General features: G+C 40.1%; 19 protein-coding genes, 2 tRNA genes and 1 other annotated feature. Of the genes, 4 read left to right on the forward strand and 17 right to left on the reverse strand.

Annotated features, from left to right (window positions below):
- Positions 1 to 71: 71 nt before the first annotated feature.
- From fusA to rpsL, 3 genes are read right to left on the reverse strand one after another with little or no spacing between them, the layout of a single operon-like run.
- Positions 72 to 2168, reverse strand: a complete 2097-nt coding sequence (gene fusA, locus SOS22_RS10235; RefSeq protein WP_320326321.1) for an elongation factor G — start codon at positions 2166 to 2168, stop codon at positions 72 to 74.
- An 18-nt stretch (positions 2169 to 2186) separates the two neighbouring features.
- Complete coding sequence (gene rpsG, locus SOS22_RS10240) at positions 2187 to 2657, reverse strand: 30S ribosomal protein S7 (protein WP_128520189.1); 471 nt, start codon at positions 2655 to 2657, stop codon at positions 2187 to 2189.
- A 25-nt stretch (positions 2658 to 2682) separates the two neighbouring features.
- On the reverse strand, positions 2683 to 3096 hold the full coding sequence (gene rpsL / locus SOS22_RS10245; RefSeq protein ID WP_320597092.1) for a 30S ribosomal protein S12: 414 nt from the start codon (positions 3094 to 3096) through the stop codon (positions 2683 to 2685).
- 177 nt (positions 3097 to 3273) lie between these two features.
- Between rpsL and SOS22_RS10250 the strand changes: the two genes are divergently transcribed.
- Positions 3274 to 4083, forward strand: coding sequence for an HAD family hydrolase (locus SOS22_RS10250; protein WP_320326319.1), 810 nt, complete (start codon positions 3274 to 3276; stop codon positions 4081 to 4083).
- A 48-nt stretch (positions 4084 to 4131) separates the two neighbouring features.
- Here the strand turns inward: SOS22_RS10250 and phoU are convergent, their stop codons facing one another.
- From phoU to rplK, 9 genes are all read right to left on the reverse strand, one after another.
- Complete coding sequence (phoU, locus tag SOS22_RS10255) at positions 4132 to 4773, reverse strand: phosphate signaling complex protein PhoU (RefSeq protein WP_320597093.1); 642 nt, start codon at positions 4771 to 4773, stop codon at positions 4132 to 4134.
- Position 4774: 1 nt separating this feature from the next.
- A complete protein-coding gene (gene pstB, locus SOS22_RS10260) occupies positions 4775 to 5530 on the reverse strand; it encodes a phosphate ABC transporter ATP-binding protein PstB (RefSeq protein WP_320326317.1) in 756 nt (251 codons plus the stop codon).
- 3 nt (positions 5531 to 5533) lie between these two features.
- Positions 5534 to 6412, reverse strand: a complete 879-nt coding sequence (pstA, locus tag SOS22_RS10265; RefSeq protein ID WP_320597094.1) for a phosphate ABC transporter permease PstA — start codon at positions 6410 to 6412, stop codon at positions 5534 to 5536.
- A 1-nt stretch (position 6413) separates the two neighbouring features.
- The gene (gene pstC, locus SOS22_RS10270; RefSeq protein ID WP_320597095.1) at positions 6414 to 7307 is read right to left on the reverse strand and encodes a phosphate ABC transporter permease subunit PstC; all 894 of its coding nucleotides are present in this window, start codon (positions 7305 to 7307) and stop codon (positions 6414 to 6416) included.
- Positions 7308 to 7353: 46 nt separating this feature from the next.
- Positions 7354 to 8235: a phosphate ABC transporter substrate-binding protein gene (locus SOS22_RS10275; protein WP_320597096.1), complete on the reverse strand. Its 882-nt coding sequence runs from the start codon at positions 8233 to 8235 to the stop codon at positions 7354 to 7356.
- A gap of 173 nt (positions 8236 to 8408) precedes the next feature.
- Positions 8409 to 8759, reverse strand: a complete 351-nt coding sequence (rplL, locus tag SOS22_RS10280; RefSeq protein WP_320597097.1) for a 50S ribosomal protein L7/L12 — start codon at positions 8757 to 8759, stop codon at positions 8409 to 8411.
- A 16-nt stretch (positions 8760 to 8775) separates the two neighbouring features.
- Positions 8776 to 9345 carry a 50S ribosomal protein L10 gene (gene rplJ / locus SOS22_RS10285; protein WP_320326313.1) on the reverse strand — a complete coding sequence of 190 codons (570 nt, stop codon included), beginning with the start codon at positions 9343 to 9345 and terminating at the stop codon, positions 8776 to 8778.
- Between the two features lie 31 nt (positions 9346 to 9376).
- Positions 9377 to 9505: a sequence feature (ribosomal protein L10 leader region), on the reverse strand.
- Between the two features lie 32 nt (positions 9506 to 9537).
- Entirely contained in the window at positions 9538 to 10221 is a 684-nt protein-coding gene (gene rplA, locus SOS22_RS10290; protein ID WP_320326312.1) for a 50S ribosomal protein L1, read from the reverse strand.
- A gap of 14 nt (positions 10222 to 10235) precedes the next feature.
- Positions 10236 to 10661, reverse strand: coding sequence for a 50S ribosomal protein L11 (rplK, locus tag SOS22_RS10295; RefSeq protein WP_320326311.1), 426 nt, complete (start codon positions 10659 to 10661; stop codon positions 10236 to 10238).
- Between the two features lie 172 nt (positions 10662 to 10833).
- Between rplK and SOS22_RS10300 the strand changes: the two genes are divergently transcribed.
- The 3 genes from SOS22_RS10300 (at position 10834) to SOS22_RS10310 (ending at position 11934) form a co-directional block, all read left to right on the forward strand.
- A tRNA-Glu gene (locus tag SOS22_RS10300) sits at positions 10834 to 10909 on the forward strand.
- A 60-nt stretch (positions 10910 to 10969) separates the two neighbouring features.
- Entirely contained in the window at positions 10970 to 11665 is a 696-nt protein-coding gene (locus SOS22_RS10305) for a metallophosphoesterase family protein (RefSeq protein ID WP_320326310.1), read from the forward strand.
- Positions 11666 to 11858: 193 nt separating this feature from the next.
- A tRNA-Glu gene (locus tag SOS22_RS10310) sits at positions 11859 to 11934 on the forward strand.
- A gap of 66 nt (positions 11935 to 12000) precedes the next feature.
- On the opposite strand, the gene secA2 is transcribed toward SOS22_RS10310, so the two are convergent.
- Genes secA2 through SOS22_RS10335 form a run of 5 tightly spaced genes read right to left on the reverse strand, consistent with a single transcriptional unit; the run spans position 12001 to position 19064 of the window.
- The gene (gene secA2 / locus SOS22_RS10315) at positions 12001 to 14322 is read right to left on the reverse strand and encodes an accessory Sec system translocase SecA2 (protein WP_320597098.1); all 2322 of its coding nucleotides are present in this window, start codon (positions 14320 to 14322) and stop codon (positions 12001 to 12003) included.
- A 2-nt stretch (positions 14323 to 14324) separates the two neighbouring features.
- On the reverse strand, positions 14325 to 14768 hold the full coding sequence (asp3, locus tag SOS22_RS10320) for an accessory Sec system protein Asp3 (RefSeq protein WP_320597099.1): 444 nt from the start codon (positions 14766 to 14768) through the stop codon (positions 14325 to 14327).
- Between the two features lie 7 nt (positions 14769 to 14775).
- On the reverse strand, positions 14776 to 16266 hold the full coding sequence (asp2, locus tag SOS22_RS10325; RefSeq protein ID WP_320597100.1) for an accessory Sec system protein Asp2: 1491 nt from the start codon (positions 16264 to 16266) through the stop codon (positions 14776 to 14778).
- Positions 16256 to 17851: an accessory Sec system protein Asp1 gene (gene asp1 / locus SOS22_RS10330; RefSeq protein WP_320597101.1), complete on the reverse strand. Its 1596-nt coding sequence runs from the start codon at positions 17849 to 17851 to the stop codon at positions 16256 to 16258. Before asp1 ends, asp2 begins: the two co-directional genes overlap by 11 nt.
- 16 nt (positions 17852 to 17867) lie before the next feature.
- Entirely contained in the window at positions 17868 to 19064 is a 1197-nt protein-coding gene (locus SOS22_RS10335) for a hypothetical protein (RefSeq protein WP_320597102.1), read from the reverse strand.
- Positions 19065 to 19118 lie beyond the last annotated feature (54 nt).

Consider the following 19118-nt stretch of genomic DNA (forward strand, 5'->3'; position numbering starts at 1 on the left):
TTTGCTAAATCCTCCTATTTTTTTATACTTTATATCGAATTAATTGTAATTCAAGTGGGTTTGAAAAGCAACTAGTTTTCACTAGAGTTCTCTTCAATGATCTTCTTCGAAATGCTCTTTGGAACTTCTTCATAATGATCAAATTTCATAGAGAAGTTTCCACGACCTTGTGTAAAGCTACGCAAGTCAGTAACATAACCAAACATTTCAGCTAATGGAACCATAGCTCGTACGATTGTAGCATTTCCACGTTCTTCTTGATCCGTAATGGATCCACGACGACTGGAAACATCACCCATTACACTACCCAAGTATTCACTAGGTGCTGTAATTTCTACAAACATGATTGGTTCCAACAATACAGGATCACATTTTTTGGCAGCTTCACGCAATGCAAAACTTGCAGCGATCTTGTATGCCATTTCACTGGAATCGACATCATGATACGATCCATCAAACAAAGTGGCTTTGATATCAATAACTGGATAGCCAGCAATCATACCATTTTGTAAAGCATCTTCCAAACCTTCTTGCGTTGGTTTGATGTATTCACGAGGTACGCTACCACCAACGATGGCATCCACGAATTCAAATCCTTTCCCTTCATTTGGTTCAAATTTGATCCATACATGACCATATTGTCCACGTCCACCAGACTGACGAATGTATTTACCTTCACAGTCTGCTGCTTTACGAATGGTTTCACGATACGCAACTTGTGGTTTACCAATGTTTGCTTCTACTTTAAATTCACGACGCAAACGGTCAACGATGATATCCAAGTGCAACTCACCTACACCAGCAATAATGGTTTGTCCCGTTTCTTCGTTTGTATATGTTTTGAAAGTAGGGTCTTCTTCGGCCAATTTTTGTAAGCCCAAGCCCATCTTGTCTTGGTCTGCTTTGGTTTTTGGTTCCAAAGACATTTCGATCACTGGTTCTGGGAATTCCATGGATTCCAAGATCACTGGTGCATCTTCTGCACACAATGTATCACCAGTTGTCGTTACTTTCAGACCAACGGCAGCGGCAATATCACCAGCATACACTTCATCGATCTCGTGACGGGCATTGGCATGCATTTGTACGATACGACCAAAACGTTCTCGTTTGTCTTTGCTTGAATTTAATACATAGCTTCCTGCTTTTGCGGTACCGGAGTACACACGGAAGAAAGATAATTTTCCAACAAATGGATCGGCGGCAATCTTAAATGCCAATGCAGCAAATGGTTCTTTGTCGCTTGGATGACGTTGTACTGGATTACCATCTAGATCGGTACCATTGATCGAAGGTACATCCACTGGACTTGGCAAATAATCAACAACTGCATCCAATACTTCTTGAACACCTTTATTTTTATATGCAGATCCACATAATACAGGGAAGAAATCACCTTTACATACGGCAATTCGCAATACACGTTTGATTTCTTCGACGGATGGTTCTTCACCTTCCAATACTTGCATCATGAAATCTTCATCGTAGTCTGCTAAGTATTCCAATAACTTCGTACGATATTCTTCCATTTGATCTTTTAGATCATCAGGAACCGGACCTTCTGTTACGATACGTCCATAATCTCCTGAATAATGATAAGCAGTACGTTTGATGATATCAACGATACCTTCAAAATCGCTTTCTGCCCCAATTGGCAACTGAATAGGGCAAGATTTTGCACCTAAACGATCAATGATCGTGTTGCATGACATGATGAAATCGGCACCCGTAGCATCCATTTTATTAACAAATACGATACGAGGTACACCATATGTCGTTGCTTGACGCCAAACCGTTTCGGTTTGTGGTTCAACACCGGCTTTGGCATCCAATACAGTTACGGCTCCATCCAATACACGCAAAGAACGTTCTACTTCGACAGTGAAGTCTACGTGTCCTGGTGTATCGATGATATTGATACGACATTCATGACCAGTGCCATCTAATTTCTTCCAATGGCATGTTGTGGCAGCAGAAGTGATCGTAATACCACGCTCTTGTTCTTGCTCCATCCAGTCCATCGTACTCGCACCATCATGGGTCTCACCAATTTTATGGTTGACACCTGAATAATACAGGATACGTTCCGTGGTCGTCGTTTTACCAGCATCGATGTGAGCCATGATTCCGATATTACGAGTATCTTCCAAGGCATAATCTCTAGGCATATTGAGATGTCTCCTTTCCTACCAACGGTAGTGAGCAAATGCTTTATTTGCTTCAGCCATTCTATGGGTATCTTCACGTTTTTTTACGGAAGCACCAGTACCGTTGGATGCATCGATGATTTCTGCAGCCAGGCGCTGTTCCATAGTTTTTTCATTTCTTAAACGTGCATAATTTACGATCCAACGAAGACCCAAAGTTAAACGACGTTCGTCACTTACTTCAACAGGTACTTGGTAGTTGGCTCCACCTACACGTCTTACTTTCAATTCCAACTGAGGCATGACATTTTCCAACGCTTTTTCAAATACAGCCATTGGTTCTTCCCCAGTCTTAACTTTTACGATATCAAACGCATTGTACAAAATCGTTTGTGCAACTCCTTTTTTACCATCTAACATGATTTTGTTGATCAAACGAGTAACCAACTTGGAGTTATAAATAGGATCGACAAGTACATCACGTTTGGCAATGTGTCCTTTTCTAGGCATTTAGTTTCCTCCTCTCATGTTTGAATTAGTTTTTAGGTTTTTTCGTTCCATATAACGAACGACTTTGTTTACGATCAGTAACACCAGCACAGTCCAATGTACCACGAATAATATGGTAACGAACACCTGGCAAATCTTTGACACGTCCACCACGAATCAATACGACACTATGTTCCTGCAAGTTATGTCCAATTCCTGGAATATAAGCAGTAACTTCCATGCCGTTTGATAAACGAACACGGGCATATTTACGCAATGCAGAGTTTGGTTTCTTTGGTGTCATGGTACCAACACGAGTACAAACACCACGTTTTTGTGGGCTAGATACATTGGTTGATCTAGACTGCAATGAGTTGTAACCACGATTCAAAGCAGTTGACTTTGATTTAGCTTTGCTGGCCTTACGACCTTTACGAATCAACTGGTTGATTGTAGGCATAAGAACACTCCTTTCACTTCTTCACAAACACACACTTCCGGGTGTGTCTTTTCCATCCGTTAAATAAATGGGCATACCAATGCCCAAATTACGCATGCATTTATAATTTACTCATCTTTATAATATTTGTCAATTCTTTTTTGTATATTTCTTGTATAATGATTTTGAGGTGAAACAATGAAACATAAAATCGTATTTTTTGACATGGATGGCACCCTTTACCAAACCGAAAATGATATCGTTCAGCCTTCTACCATCGAGGCGATTCAAGAATTGCGCAAACGAGGATATATGGTATGCGCCGCAACAGGACGTCCCCTAAATCAAATGGACAGTATCCTCAAACATGTTCAATTTGATTACTATATCTTGATCAACGGTTCCTATATCTTGGATGGCGCTTTTGAAGAAGTAGATTCAAAACCCATTTCCACGCAAACAGTGAAAGATATCGTTGAATTTTGTGGTCAAAACGAATTGGGACTCATGTTCCATTTTGGCGATGCCACCTATATCTATAATAAATTTTATCCTATGTATGACTTCTGCAAATACTGCAATGTCTTAAATTCTTTATTTTATGATCCATCCCAATCGTATCATCGAAGACATCGTGCCTATAATGCGGTGATCTTGACCAGAGAGAAAAAAGAAATTGATGACTTTATGGCTGCCCATCCGGATCTAAGGGCCGACTTGATCAATGTGAAATCCGATGGCTTCATGTTTGATGTCTTCAATAGTGGTAATGATAAATCCGTTGGTATTGAATTGATGATGAAACATGTCAACTTCACATGGAAAGATACCATTGCGTTTGGTGATAGTACCAACGATATTCACATGCTGCAAAAAGCCGATATAGGTGTAGCCATGGGAAGTGCGACCGATTATGTCAAAAGCTTTGCGAATTTTTCAACAACCAGTGTTTATGACAATGGCATCTATAATGGTTTGAAAAAAATTCTGGATGATCAGGAAGAGTAAAATATGCGGTGGAATTCACCGCATATTTTTTATATAGGAAAGAAGAACTTATTTTTCACCAATTGGAACTTGATGGGCTGTGATTTCATACAATACCCATTCGGCAATATTGGTTGCATGATTGCCAATTCGCTCATAATACTTCGCAATCATCAATAGATCCAAAGCTCGACGATCGATGCCTTTTGTGGCCAGATCATTGTAGATCGTTTCAAAATATCCATCGATGATATCATCTTCATCGATCACTTGTTTAGCTAAAACACGATCATTATTTACAAAGGATTGAATCGCTTCGTCGACCATCTTGATAGCTTGTTTGACCATATCTCGTAGTGGTAATTGTTCAACCATTTCACTCAAATCGTTGTTCTTTTTGACAATGTCAGCAATATCATAGGCTTGATCACCAATTCGCTCCATATCCGTGACCATTTCTAGAGCACTGGAAACTTGACGAAGATCTTTCGCAACAGGTGCTTGCAACAACAATAAAGCAATGCATTGATTTTCGATTTCACGTTCACTATGATTGATTTTATTTTCTTTTTTACGAATGCCCTCGACAACATCTAGATCATTTTTGATCAATGCTTGGTACGTATCACGAATGATATCTTGGCAATCTTGGCCCATATCTATCAACGAAATATGTAGCTCTTTTAATTTTTTTTGGAATTCGTTTCGCATTTTATCCAAACCTTCCTGTGATATATCTTTCTGTTCGTTCATCTTGTGGATCCGCAAACAATTCAGGTGTAGATCCATATTCCACCATTTCCCCTAATAAGAAGAAAGCGGTCTTATCACTGATACGTGCTGCTTGTTGCATATTGTGCGTGACCATAACAATGGTATAATCCTTCTTCAATTCCACAGCTAAATCTTCGATCTTATTGGTTGAAATAGGATCCAATGCGCTGGTAGGCTCATCCATCAAGATGACTTTCGGTTGAACAGCTAACGTGCGAGCAATACACAAACGTTGTTGCTGTCCTCCTGATAATCCTAAAGCGCTTTTATTTAATCGATCTTTTAGTTCATCCCAAATAGCAGCTTGCCGCAAGGAACGTTCCACAATTTCATCCAGTTCTGCTTTTTTCTTGATACCAAAAATTCGTGGTCCATAGGCTACATTGTCATATACACTTTTGGGAAATGGGTTGGGTTGTTGGAATACCATGCCCACTTCATGTCGAAGTGAGATGCCATCCATATCTTTATAGATATCGACACCATCCATTTCAATTTTGCCATCGATCACACAATCTTCGACAAAATCATTCATCCGATTCAATGATTTCAAGAAAGTGGATTTACCACATCCAGAAGGACCGATAAAAGCAGTGATCTCATTGGCATAGATTTTCATATTAATATCTTTTAGAGCATGGAAATTACCATAATGTAGGTTAATATGCTCTACGTTAAATTTTACTTCACTCATAGACTATGCTTTATCTCCTTGATTCTTTGCTTGAATATGTCTAGACAATACGTTGGCGGCAATACTGAAGATCAATACCAAGATCATCAATACGGCCGATGCCAAGTTGGCTAGATCTGGATTTTGTCCATTGACCTGCAAGTTCCAAATTTGAATCGACAACGTTTCCGCAGGTCGGAACAATGATAATGGACTTGTCGGACTGGTAAAGCTCCAATTGCGCCAATTCAACATGCTTCCGGAACCGGCTGTATACAATAGAGCTGCTGCTTCACCAAAACCACGACCAGCTGCTAGAATGACACCGGTCATGATACGTGGTAGACAAGCAGGCAACAAAACATGGAATACCGATTGCCATTTAGTCGATCCCATACCCAATGCCCCCTGTAGATAACCAGCAGGTAAACCACGAATTGCATCTTCCGTTGTGGTCGTCAATAAAGGCAACGTCAAGATGGAAATGGATAAGGCACCAGCCAACAAACTCTTGCCCATTCCAAGGGTAACCAAGAAAACCAAATAGCCAAACAAACCAACAACAATGGATGGTAAAGAAGAAAGGGTTTCGATACACATGCGTAAGAACTTTGTAAAACGTCCTTGACGAGCATACATAGCTAAATAGATTCCGGCAAATATACCAATGGGTATCGAAACCAATAACGAAATAAATACCAGGTAGATGGTATTCCATAATTGGTTACCAATGGATCCGCTCATGGTAAATTGGAACATTTCTGGTGTCGCTCCCATAAAGCCACCAATAATAACTTTTCCAGCAAAGCCAAATAATAAGATAAAGAACATCGCAGCAATGATCGTAAAGATAACCGTTGCGATCTTATCCGCGCGTTTGGCACGTACAACTCTTTCGTTCATATTAGTCTTTTGCCTCCCTATTTATACGATGAATGATCCAAATAAATAACAACGAAATCAAGAACAACAATAAAGCCAATGTCCATAGTGCTGTTTTCAATTCGCCGCCTTCCATCGCATTTCCCATTTGGGCAGCAATTTCCGTCGTAATGGTTTTGGATCGAGACAACAACCCCTTTGGCATCGCAGTTGTTTGGCCAATGACCATAGCTACGGCCAAGGCTTCACCAAAAGCACGAGCTAGTCCCATGATGATCGATGAGATAATACCAGATTTCGCGGCTGGGACAATGACACGATAAATGGCTTGCCAACGGGTTGATCCTAGTCCATAGGCACCATCTCGATTGGTTTTGGGAACAGCCGCAATCGCATCACTAGCCATACTGGTGATCGTTGGGAAAATCATAACGGCTAACACGATACCGGCAGCTAAGATGGATTGTCCAACTTGCACATGGAAAACAGATTTAATAGCAGGTACCAATACGGTCAAACCCACCCAACCATAAACAACAGATGGGATACCTGCAAATATTTGTACAACAGGGCGGAAGAATTTTTCACCAAATTTTGGTGAGATCTCAGTCATGAAGATAGCGGATCCCAAAGAGAGTGGAGTGGCGATCAAAAGAGCTAAACCACAAGTTGCTAATGAACCACAAATGAAGATCAAAGCACCAACGGTTCCTCCGCCACCGGAGTTATCAACGGGTCCCCAATTGGTAGATCCAATAAATTCGGAAAGCGTATGTTTGAAAATCAGGAAAGTTCCACTGCCTTTATAAACAAGAAATGCCCCTATCACCAGGGTCAATCCAATGACGAACACTCCGCCAATCGTGGCAAGTCCTCGCCAGACATATTCTTTGGCAAACATTCCTTTTTGTTTCATATGAATGTCTCCTTTCAAAAATGAAGCGGGCTAGGCCCGCTCAATACTAATGATCTAAGCTTTTCATCTTGCTGACTACGCCATATCCAAGTTTTTCGGTTGTTTTAGCGAAGTCATCCGATACAATGTATTTAATGAATTCTCGATCTGCTTTTTTACCTTTTCCTTTGGTGTACATATGTTCGGTTGCCCAAACTTTCCAATCACCACTGTAAGTGTTTTCCAAAGTAGGTTCTACGCCATCAATCGATACAGTACTTACATCATTGTTGTCTACCAAATAACTTAAGGCAACATATCCAATGGCACCTTTTGTATCTGATACGTTTTTCAAAAGGACACCTGAATCATCGGTTTCCATAGATTGGTTTTCAGCTTCTGTGTTACCATCTAATGCATATTTTTCAAACGTTGCACGAGTTCCTGAAGAAGATGGACGAGTCACTAATACGATGGATTCATCCGGTCCGCCAACATCTTTCCAGTTTGTGATCTTTCCAGTGAAGATGTCGATCAATTGTTGTTTTGTCAAATTATCAATGCCACCTTCTTTTACATCTTTATTGACGATTGGTGCCATTGTAACAATAGCGACTTGATGGTCAGTCAACTCTTTGGCTTTGTCTGCGTCTAGTTTTTCTTCCGCAGCCACATCGGAGTTACCAATTGTAACGGTTCCTTCCGATACTTGTTTCAAACCTTCACCAGATCCACCAGCATCAACCGTGATCGATACGTTTGGATATTTTTCGATGAATTTATTGGCAGCCTCATCTACCAATGGTTTTAATGCAGATGAACCTGCGGCTGTAATTGTTCCTTCCAAATCACTTGAACTCGAAGAAGATGATGAACTTCCTCCACCACAACCAGTCAATAGACCAGCTGTCATTGCAGCAGCTAAAAATAATGAAGCTACTCTTTTCATACTGTTTTTTCCTCCCTGTTTATTTACATATTCATCCTACTCAATGACTGTCAAAGAAATATGACGGTTGTTTCAAAGATTTGTAAAGTTACACGCAAACGTTCTTTACGAAAAATATCGCCATGAAGGCATAAAAAAAAGCCCTTAAATAAAGGGCTTCGAAGTGTAAATGACTACTTAACTTCAACAGTTGCTCCAGCTTCAACCAATTTGTTTTTGATTTCTTCAGCTTCTTCTGGATCAATGTTTTCTTTAATTGCACTTGGAGCAGCATCAACCAATCCTAAACCAGTGATTTCACGTACAGCTTTGATGACTTTAACTTTTGTTTGTCCAATGTCAGTCAAAGTAACGGTTACTTCGCTTGGTCCTTCATCAGCAGCTTCAGCAGCAGCTGGTGCAGCAACAGCAGCAGCAGCGACAACACCAAATTTGTCTTCGATTGCTTTTACCAAGTCATTTAATTCTAAAATAGTAGCTTCTTCTAAGTAAGCTAAAATATCTTCTTGTGTCAATTTTGCCATGATTTTTTCCTCCTCATTATTCAGCAGCTGCTTCGGCTGGTGCTTCTTCAGCTGGTGTAGCAGATGCTTCTTCGGCAGCTGCTTCTTTGACAGTTCCATTTTCTTTTGCTTCTGCTAATGCCTTGACTGTCATAGCGAATTTGATAACTGGGGCATTTAATGTAGAAGCAAAGCGTGCCAACATACCTTCTTTGTTAGGTAATGAAGACAATTGTTTGATGACGTCTTCGTCAACCATTTTTCCGTCAACAATTCCCGTTTTCAAAACCAAGTTTTCGTGATCTTTCGCAAATTTTGCTAAAACACGAGCTGGTGCAACAGGATCTTTACCAAAAGCTAAGGCGTTTGGTCCGACTAAAGTTTTACTAAAATCATCATAACCTAATTTTTCAGCAGCACGACGAGATACGGCGTTTTTGCAAACTTCGAAATCTACATCTTCAGCACGTAAGTTACGACGAAGTTCAGTGGCTTCAGCAACGTTTAATCCACGATACTCAACCAAAACAATGGAGCTAGCTGCTTCCATCTTTTCAGCAAGAGCATTGACCTTGGCTTCTTTTTGAGCAAGTATTTCCTTGTTCATTTGGTCCACCTCTTCTTTCTTTATTGCCACAATATTCAAAGAAAAAGCCCGTACCAAAGCACGGGCTAAAAATGAGCATCATAAAACATATGCATCAACCCTAGGTAACATAATTAAGTCATTCGACCGTTACTGTCTTTGGAATATTGATAACAAGCGAATTTTAAATCGTTCTCTACAATTTGTCAACTATTATTCCATAACGATATGGATAGCTGGACCCATTGTAGAAGTCAATACACAATTACGCATATACGTACCCTTTACTGTAGAAGGACGCGCTTTGGCAATACGTGTATAAATAGCCTTGAAGTTTTCAACAATCTTTTCATCTTCAAAACTTACTTTACCAATCATGATGTTCAAATTGCCATCACGATCAACACGATAGGTTACTTTACCTTTTTTGATTTCATCAACGGCATTCGCAACATCCATCGTTACAGTACCACTCTTAGGGTTTGGCATTAATCCTTTAGGACCTAATACACGTCCCAAACGACCTAATTTACCCATCAAGTTTGGTGTAGCAACCAATACATCAAAATCAAACCAACCACCAGAAATTTTGTCGATCAGATCTTGTCCACCAACGAAGTCAGCTCCAGCATCTTGTGCTTCTTTTGCTTTGTCGCCTTCTGCAACAACCGCAACGGTTTGACTTTTTCCGGTTCCATTTGGTAAAACCAACGCACCACGGATCAATTGATCAGCATGACGAGGGTCTACATTTAAGTTAAAACATACTTCAACAGACTCATCCATTTTAGATGAAGCTGTTTGCTTTAATAAAGCAACTGCTTCTTCGATTGCATATTTTTTTGAAGAATCAACCAATTTAGCAGCTTCTTGATAACGTTTACTTCTCTTTGCCATATTGATTTATCCTCCTATTCAAATCCTTCAATCTTAATTCCCATATTACGTGCAGTACCTGCAACAATACGCATTGCAGCTTCTACATCATTGGCATTCAAATCTGGCATCTTGTATTCCGCAATTTCTTTCAATTGATCAACAGAAATGGTACCAGCAACTTGTTTCTGGTCTCCAGATGCTTTTTGAATGTTTGCAGCCTTTTTCAACATTTGAGCTGCCGGTGTTGTTTTGGTAACAAAATCAAAGCTCTTGTCTTCATATGCCGTAATTACGACAGGGACAATTTCGCCACGACGATCTTTTGTTGCATCATTGAATGCAGTACAGAACTGAGGCATGTTGATTCCAGCACTTGCCAAAGCAGGTCCTGGTTTTGCTTGTCCGGCCATGAATTGCAATTTGCAGATTTTTGCTACTTTTGCTTTCTTTTTTGCCATAAGACTTCCTCCTATTTTATGTCTTATGCAGTGGTCATAATGAGTGTTAGCATCACTCTGCCACGCATACTCACTAATAATAGGTGAATCCTTAAAAAAACGCAACTCTTTTTTTGATTTTTTACTTGCACGCCAAAAAAAGTCATGCTATAGTGTATTAGCACTTAAACATGGCACGTTGGAGAAACGGTTAACTCACATGCCTTTCACGCATGCATTCACGGGTTCGAATCCCGTACGTGTCACCATTGAAAAGATACGCACTTCGGTGCGTTTTTTTTATACAATAAGAGTAGGAGGTGACCATCATGATCTATGTGACGGGAGATATTCATGCTTGGATCGACATTAGCAAATTAAATCGATGTCCCGCAAAAGCCAATGACTATTTAATCATTTGTGGAGACTTTGGTTTGATCTGGGATCCTTTTTCTACCAAAGAAGAAGAGTACTGGTTGGAATGGTTGCATAAAAAACCTTGGACCACCTTGTTTGTCGATGGCAACCACGAAAACTTTGATCGCTTAGGCTCCTATCCCAAAGAAGAAAAATTTCAAGGAACCGTTCAACCCATTTATCCCGATATTTATCATTTATTACGCGGTGAGATCTATACCATTGAAAATCATACCATTTTTACTTTTGGTGGTGCTTTTAGTCATGATCGAGACTATCGCATCGAAGGCAAAAGCTGGTGGCCTCAAGAATTACCCACACAAAGAGAATGTCAACATGGACTTGATAATTTAAAAAAGTATGATGATATCGTTGATATCATCATCACCCATGACGCACCAAAAAAGGTTGCCTTGCGACATGGCTTTGATCGTGAAGCCATGGACAATGGCTATCCAGCCAATCGAGTCAATATATTGACCTATCTCGAACAAATCTATGAAACCATCACCTATCAACAATGGTATTGTGGTCATTATCACATCGATGAAGATGATTCTTCTTCTTTTCATTTTCTCTATCAAGATATCTACCCTATTCTATGTTAGAATAGGGTCATGTTTATTTATCTATTCGCACTTTTATTTCTTTTGCTTCTTATTGGCTTGATCAAAATTGGTTGGAAGATTTTTAAGTTCTTCCTCTATATTTGGCTCATTGTTTTCTTTTTCTCTCTATTTCTGTCGATTTTTTAGTTTGTGGTTGCATCTCCATTCGAACCGTGGTATTATGCTTGAGCACGGCACGTTGGAGAAACGGTTAACTCACATGCCTTTCACGCATGCATTCACGGGTTCGAATCCCGTACGTGTCACCATGAAAAAGATACGCACTTCGGTGCGTTTTTTTTATAGAAAAACAGACCGATGTGGTCTGTTTTTGTTTATGGGAATACGATCTTCATCTGTCCATCTTCATTCATTTCTGGATCACCAAGAAAAAAGTTTCGCGTAATATTTCTTTTCATCGTTGTCTTCATGTCTTCAAACGAATGATAGGCTTCTCGACTGTATTCAAAGATGGGATTTCGCTGAGCCGTACCCCGCGTCGTGATCGCATATTGCAGCTGTTGTAAATAATCAACCTCTTCGACCCAGCCATCATCTAATGCATTTAAAATACATTGACGAATATATTCTTGTAACTGTTCAGCATTTTCAAAAGAATTCACTTTTCGATCGTAGAGCTTTGCTGCATACTTTTCCATACGTTCAAGCAATTGTTTCGAATCTTTTTCCATCGCCAAAATGTCTGGATCCAACTCATAGGACAAGTTGTCTAATACATATCGATTGAGGTCATGAGACTGCAATTTCGGATGTGTCTTCACAAAAGACTGTAATGTATCATTGACAATGTCTTGCATCGTCCCTTTATCAATTTGGGCTTGGTCAAGCAGCCGATCTCTCGCATTGTAAAGAATTTCTCGTTGACGACGTAAGATCTCATCATAGCGTACCGCTTGTTCCCGCGAAGAAATACCTTGTTCTTCCATGGTCTTTTGTGCATTGTTGATGATGTGTTTGAGCTTTCGATGTGAAATCGATCGATTGCCATCAATATATTCTTCGGCTTTTTCGGCATACATCGTCATGACAATATCGTCTTCTAAGGAAACAAAAAATTGCGAAGAGCCTGGATCACCTTGTCGTCCCGCACGGCCTCTGGCCTGTCGTTCCAAACGAACATTTTCCATACGGCCAATACCAATGACAGCCAATCCACCCAGTTGTGCAACTCCTTTTTCCAATTTGATATCGGTGCCACGACCAGCCATGCCCGTAGAAACAGTTACGGCATTTCGCATCCCGGCAGCCGCAATGATCTCGGCTTCCCAATAGGCATTATCGGCATTTAAAACACTATGGGGAACCCCTTTGTCGACCAACATTCGTGAAAAAATCTGGGTATCTTGGATCGTTGCCGTAACAATCAATACTGGTTGTCCTTTTTGATGACAGTGTAAAGTCTCTTCCAGAGCGGCTTCATATTGTTCTTCGGCACTCACAAAATAGCGATCTTTTCGATCGATGCGTTGTAATTTTTTATGTGGTGGTACAACTACGACTTTTTTATGGTAAACCGAACGCAATTCCCTTCGAGCATTCGAAATCGTACCACTCATCCCACACATTTTGGGAAACATGATGAAAAGATTTTGATACGTGATCGAAGCAATGGAGCGTTGTTCTTGCGTCAGTTCCAAATGCTCTTTTTGTTCCAGAGCTTGATGTTCTCCCCCACGTAATTTCATGCCCGGAAGACTTCGTCCCGTTCCATTGTCCAATAAGACAATTTCGCCTTGATCCGAAACCATATAATCTTCTTGTCGTTTTAACAGGACATGGGCACGTAATGCCAAGGTGACATGGCGATTGAGTTCAAAATTTTCATGGGCATAAAAGTCTTGGATTCCAAAGAAACGTTCGGCATAAGCCACTCCTTGATCAGTCAACCATACCGCTTTGTCTTCGGTTTCATAGTCTCGATCCGCTTTTAGGGTGGATACAAAAAAGTCAGTCATCGCATAGAGATTTGATTGCACCCGAGGAGAACCAGAAATGACCAATGGCATTTGGGCACCATCCAATAAGACAGAATCTGCTTCGTCAATGATGATAAAATAAAACTTACGCAGAAAACGGTCTTCCGCTCGCATCACTAAGTTATTCAATAAATAATCAAAAGCTAAAACACCATGTGTCGTATAAAGAATATCTGCATTGTAATTTTCGCGTTTTTGATCATTGGTCAAAAAGCCATCGGGTTGTCGTGAAACACCGGCTCTTTCATTCATTCCCATAAACGCAAAGACGGGACGCATTTCAGCTGCATCACGATACGCTAAATATTCATTGGCCGTTACAAGGATCGTACTTTTTTCCGTAAGTGCATTTAAATACAAAGGCATGGTTGCCGTCAGCGTTTTTCCTTCTCCTGTATTCATTTCTACCAAATGGCCATGGTGCATCGCAATGGCACCAAAGATTTGATTATCATAGGGATATTTACCGAGAATACGTTTGTCGGCTTCACAAATGGCTGCATAGGCTTCGGGCAAAATTTGTTCCAAGGTCTTCCCACTTTTCAACAGTGATTTCAATTTGGGGGTTTCGGCCTGCAACTGTGCATCACTCATACGCGCCATTTTTTCTGCATAGACTTTTACTTTGCTTACTGTATCATTTAATCGTTTATTTCTCATTTTTATCCTGTTCTTTCTGAAATCGTAAAAGAGTGAAAATGAAAGGTATGTCCTCCGGCACAAATCAACTCTGCTTTATAGCTATATGTCTTTAACGGACATTGATAATCCATTTCTGGCTGATCAACAATGAAACTGCCAACTTCTTCGCCATTTTTTCCTAAAAAAACCAATCGTAAAAAGATGCCCTTTGGTACATCGCTATCTAGATCTACCACAATATGATACTTTCCTTCCCCATCAATGATAGGAAGCGTCGGCTCAATTCTTCCAGCTTGAAAATTGACCATCGAATACCATGTTTTTATGGCCGTTCCCGGTGGAATCAGCGCATTTTGAAAGAATACATCATCTTGAGAACGAAATTCGATTTCACTTCCATATAAATATGTATCACTGGCATATTCATTCCAATAGATCGTCCATTGTTTTTCTTGTTGCGCCATATATTTCCTACTTTCTACCAAAACCGTCTCGAAGAATGCGTCGATATTGTCTTAAAAACCAATGAACAATGCCCGATGTATCATCGTTGTGACGGCCATGCAATCCTTTCCCAATGATTCGAGCCCCTCGACCTTGCATATGTGAAATCAATTTGGCATAGGCATGAGCATCATAATCATCTTCGATCATATAAGCCACATAGAAGGCTCGCCCCGTCCAATCGGCCTGATCAAACTTCTCCCAAAAATGTTGATTCATTTGATCGATTGCCTTTTGATCCAGATGATGATATTGTTTCCACAACACATCTAAAGAAGTGGGAAATCCACCAGGACGTTCAATGCGTTCGGCTTTGGCCATACTACCAAGATTGACCAATGGCTTACCAACAATGATATAGCCAGGACGAAGCATCGTACCATAATATAAAGCTCCAAACGTTCCCATGGAAAGACCTGACAGCACCACTTGATCATGAGTAAAGCCTAATGCTTGCATGGCTTTTTCAATTACATCTTTTAGACAATTTTCAAATTCCTCATTGCCAAGATAAAAACTGCCCCCTTCCAATCGTGCTTCACTAATCAATAAGAAGGGTGTGCCCATTCTTCGCATCATATGATAGCCTTCAAACCCTTCCATGGTCTTATAACCAGAAAAATACACACAAAGTGGTGGTTTTAGATCTCCTGGATCCAGATAAGCAAAAATTTCTTCACGATCATTCGTTACGATTCGTTGACTGCCTGGTAAAAAAGACCCTGCACCACGACGTGAATAGCGATCATGCAAAGCAATCAGATGGAGTTTGCCCTTTCCTTTTGCGTGCAAGGAAATAAAGACGGGGCCATCTTGTTTCTTATTTTCAATCGTGACCGGATGGCGTAATGTTTTTTCATCGAAGGTCCAAATTTTCTGGATAGAAGCTACACTGCCCGAAACAAATTGTACAATTTGAAGTTCAATTTCAATATCACCACTTGTTTCATATTCCAACCAAAAGTCAATGGCTTGTCCTGCTTCTACAGGAATATTGCCACGCCAATACAGGGCTTGTTTCATCTGTGAGCCAAAATTCCCTTCCATAACGATTTCGGTAAATCCATTCCAATATACACGTCCTTGAAAACCGGGTGTGATCGCAACCGTATGCGGATCAAACTTTTCGCCATAAGGACGCCCAAAATAATTGAGGATCTGCTTTTCCAAAAAAGAAGGCAATTCATTTCGGGCAATTTTTTGACCACATCGACTTTGCATCATATACACCATTCGATCGCTCAAAAGAACATCATCCAAAACAAACAGACTATAGGCACGTACGATACGAGCCAAAATATTGGCTTCTTGATCATTGAGTTGTCGATCGATGATGGCTATATCATATTCGGCATCGGTCATATCCAATGTGGGTTCATAATTCCATTCTATATCTGGGCTTAGGGTAAACTGTCTTGAATAATCGATGTTGCCCAGTTGCAATGCTCTAATGTTCAATGTCCTCAATGACCTCCTTCCATGATTGTACGAGCTGATGCGTCGTAAATTGACTACCTAGCTCATACGAAGCAATTTGTGCTTGGTTGACATGCGCAATACTGCTCAAATAATAATGTAAGGCATCGGGCAAATCCGAAAGATCCTGAATCAAGATTCCATTTTTGCCATCTACCATATAGTCGGTTTCGCGTACCGCAATTTGGGGAATGCCCATGCTCATGGCTGCAATTTGTAAGAACTGATCCGGAATAGCTTGCAAATCCACTATGATTCGTTGTTCCCGTAAAGTTTGGCTTACACTCATTTCATCCACACACTGGGAAACCGAAAAAATGGATCGTGGTCGTCCTTGTCGGTCAATCTGACTTTCGGTCACACCACTTTCTTCTCTTGCCAGTTCGGGATCCAGATGAGCGGCTCGCAAAGCTGTACGGGCTTTATGCATCAATCGTCCTTTTCGATTATAAGCCGAAGAGCGTGTAAACATACAAACGCGTGCTCGATGATTGACAGTCAAGATATAGTATGCCAATAATTCAACAAGAGTATTGAAATCATTATCGGTGATTTGATCGACTGCTAATAAGATATTCTGTACGGGAAGATGAAGACTATTGCCAAATTCTTCTCGCGAATCATATGGCGTAATGACGCGAATGTTTTTTTGACTTCCGGTTTGTTCTTGAATTTGCAAGGCGGTTGCTTGCTTATCGGCCACAATTACATTGGCATCTTCTATCAATTGCTTATCCATAGCATGAATACCATTTTTTTCTAAACGACGAGCAAAGAACGAAAGAACCGTTTTTCGGTTTTTCAATGTTTGTACAAGAACGCGCGAATGCAATGGATGCATCGCAATCATAAAAATATCTGTATCTGGAATTGTTTTTAGATTTTCACGCAGTACCTCTGCAATCATCGCATCCACATTGACATATTTTAACTTTTCATAGGTCTTTTGTTTCTTTTCTTGACCTAAGTTGACATAATACCAATTGTTTTTGGGATTGACCAAAACATGGCCATCATGCATAAATCGAGCAAATTTCCAAACGCCATCGGCATTAAAATATTGTTCTCGATAGGCGATGCCATCTTGATAGACAATCTGACAAGACATAAAGCCGCGATCATCATAATAATTTGTGCATGTACGAATATCGTTTCGAAACATATCGACACGAAACATATTGCCATCTTCCGCAAATTCAATTTGAGCATATTTTTCTTGATTCCGTTGAACGATCACGGCAAAGGGCGAATAGATGAATTCGACATCGTCTGGCCAAGAAAGATCATGAAAGGAAAAGAGCATCATGCGATTGAGATCAATGCCTTGCATCGCATCAAAACAAGACCAGTAGGGCACATGATAGACCCCTTGACGATGGAGAAAATGACGAAAATTGGGTGAAAATCCCAATAACAGGATTTTGAATGGAGATACGTGTTTTCGAAAAAATAATTGAATTTGTTTCACTGTATCATCAAATTCAGTCACCGTTCGAGAACGGTACCAAACTTGTTCGTTCTCTTTCCAATCTCTGTTTTGATACCAAGCTGGAATAAAATACTGCATACGTCTTCTCCCTTTCTTACATAAAAAAGCGATAGGCATCGTATCGATAATAGGTCTCAATTTCTTGAACCAAACTACAAATGATACTCACTAAGATCATACCAGATGATGGAATCAAGGCCAACGGTGTTGGTATGGTATGATGCATCGCTAAAATTAAAGTAATCGACATACATCCTGCCTGTATCAGTCCGCTAATGATGCTCCATTTTAAAACAATTTTCACAAGATATTTTTTGGTTTGTTCCCCCGCATAGATGTCAATGATACTATCACCATTGTGCTGAAGCTGTCGGGCACTTTCGGCTGGATTCAACATGATAAAAGAAAATACAATGGATAAAGTGAAAATAATGATCAAATAAATTCCAATTCCCAACGGTTTTGTCATCAACATATTCTGGCGAAGATGAGCCAATACTTGGCTTGTTGGCAAGAGATAGGTCAATAAACGAATGAAATAGCGCAAAATGATAAAAACGGAGGTTGCAAACATCACGGGCATGATACCAACGGGATTGCGTTTGTAAGCAATATAGTTTTGATCTGCATGGATGTTATGAATGGATACACGTTGCAATGGTACTTTTATAAAGGAATTTTCCAAATAGAGTGTACCAACCATGATGGCTAAACTGATCAAAGCTAAGATAGGATACGAATAAAAATGATAGATATTCATATTCGTTGCCAAAGCGGTCAAGACATTCAATAAAATAATAGGCATAGAAGCGCCAATTCCGTGTTTTTCATTGGCCTTACAGATAAAATAGGTCACCATGGCTCCACCCATTAATTCAATAGAGACAAACAATCGAACCCAGAATACCGGTCCAGCGGATGATCGATAGGTCAAATTGGCCGATTGCATGAGTGCCATAAAAATCGTGAAGATGATTGCGGTGATCAACATCCACCGATCTTGTTTTTGTTTCGAAATCTTTGTCCGGCTATTCGCATTTTTTAGTGATGAAATGACCTGAACAAGAAGAGAAGCATTGATATAGGGCATGATTCCTAAGGCCATAATGGTACGTTGATAGCGATCCCCACTCAACATTGTCGCAACAATAGATTGAATGGTCCCTGTCAAAGGTTCCACATCACTTGAAACCCCATAAAGGAGAATATTTCTACCAATTAGATATATGATCAATATACCTAGTGAAAAACCCATTCGCTTATATAATTCATGCGTTTTTTTGATATCCATCTCGTTACATCCTTCCCCTCTATCATCTTAACCAATTAAACAAAGAAGGAGCAA

The organism is Absicoccus sp. (assembly GCF_034090965.1).
Lineage (GTDB): Bacteria > Bacillota_I > Bacilli_A > Erysipelotrichales > Erysipelotrichaceae > Absicoccus > Absicoccus intestinalis.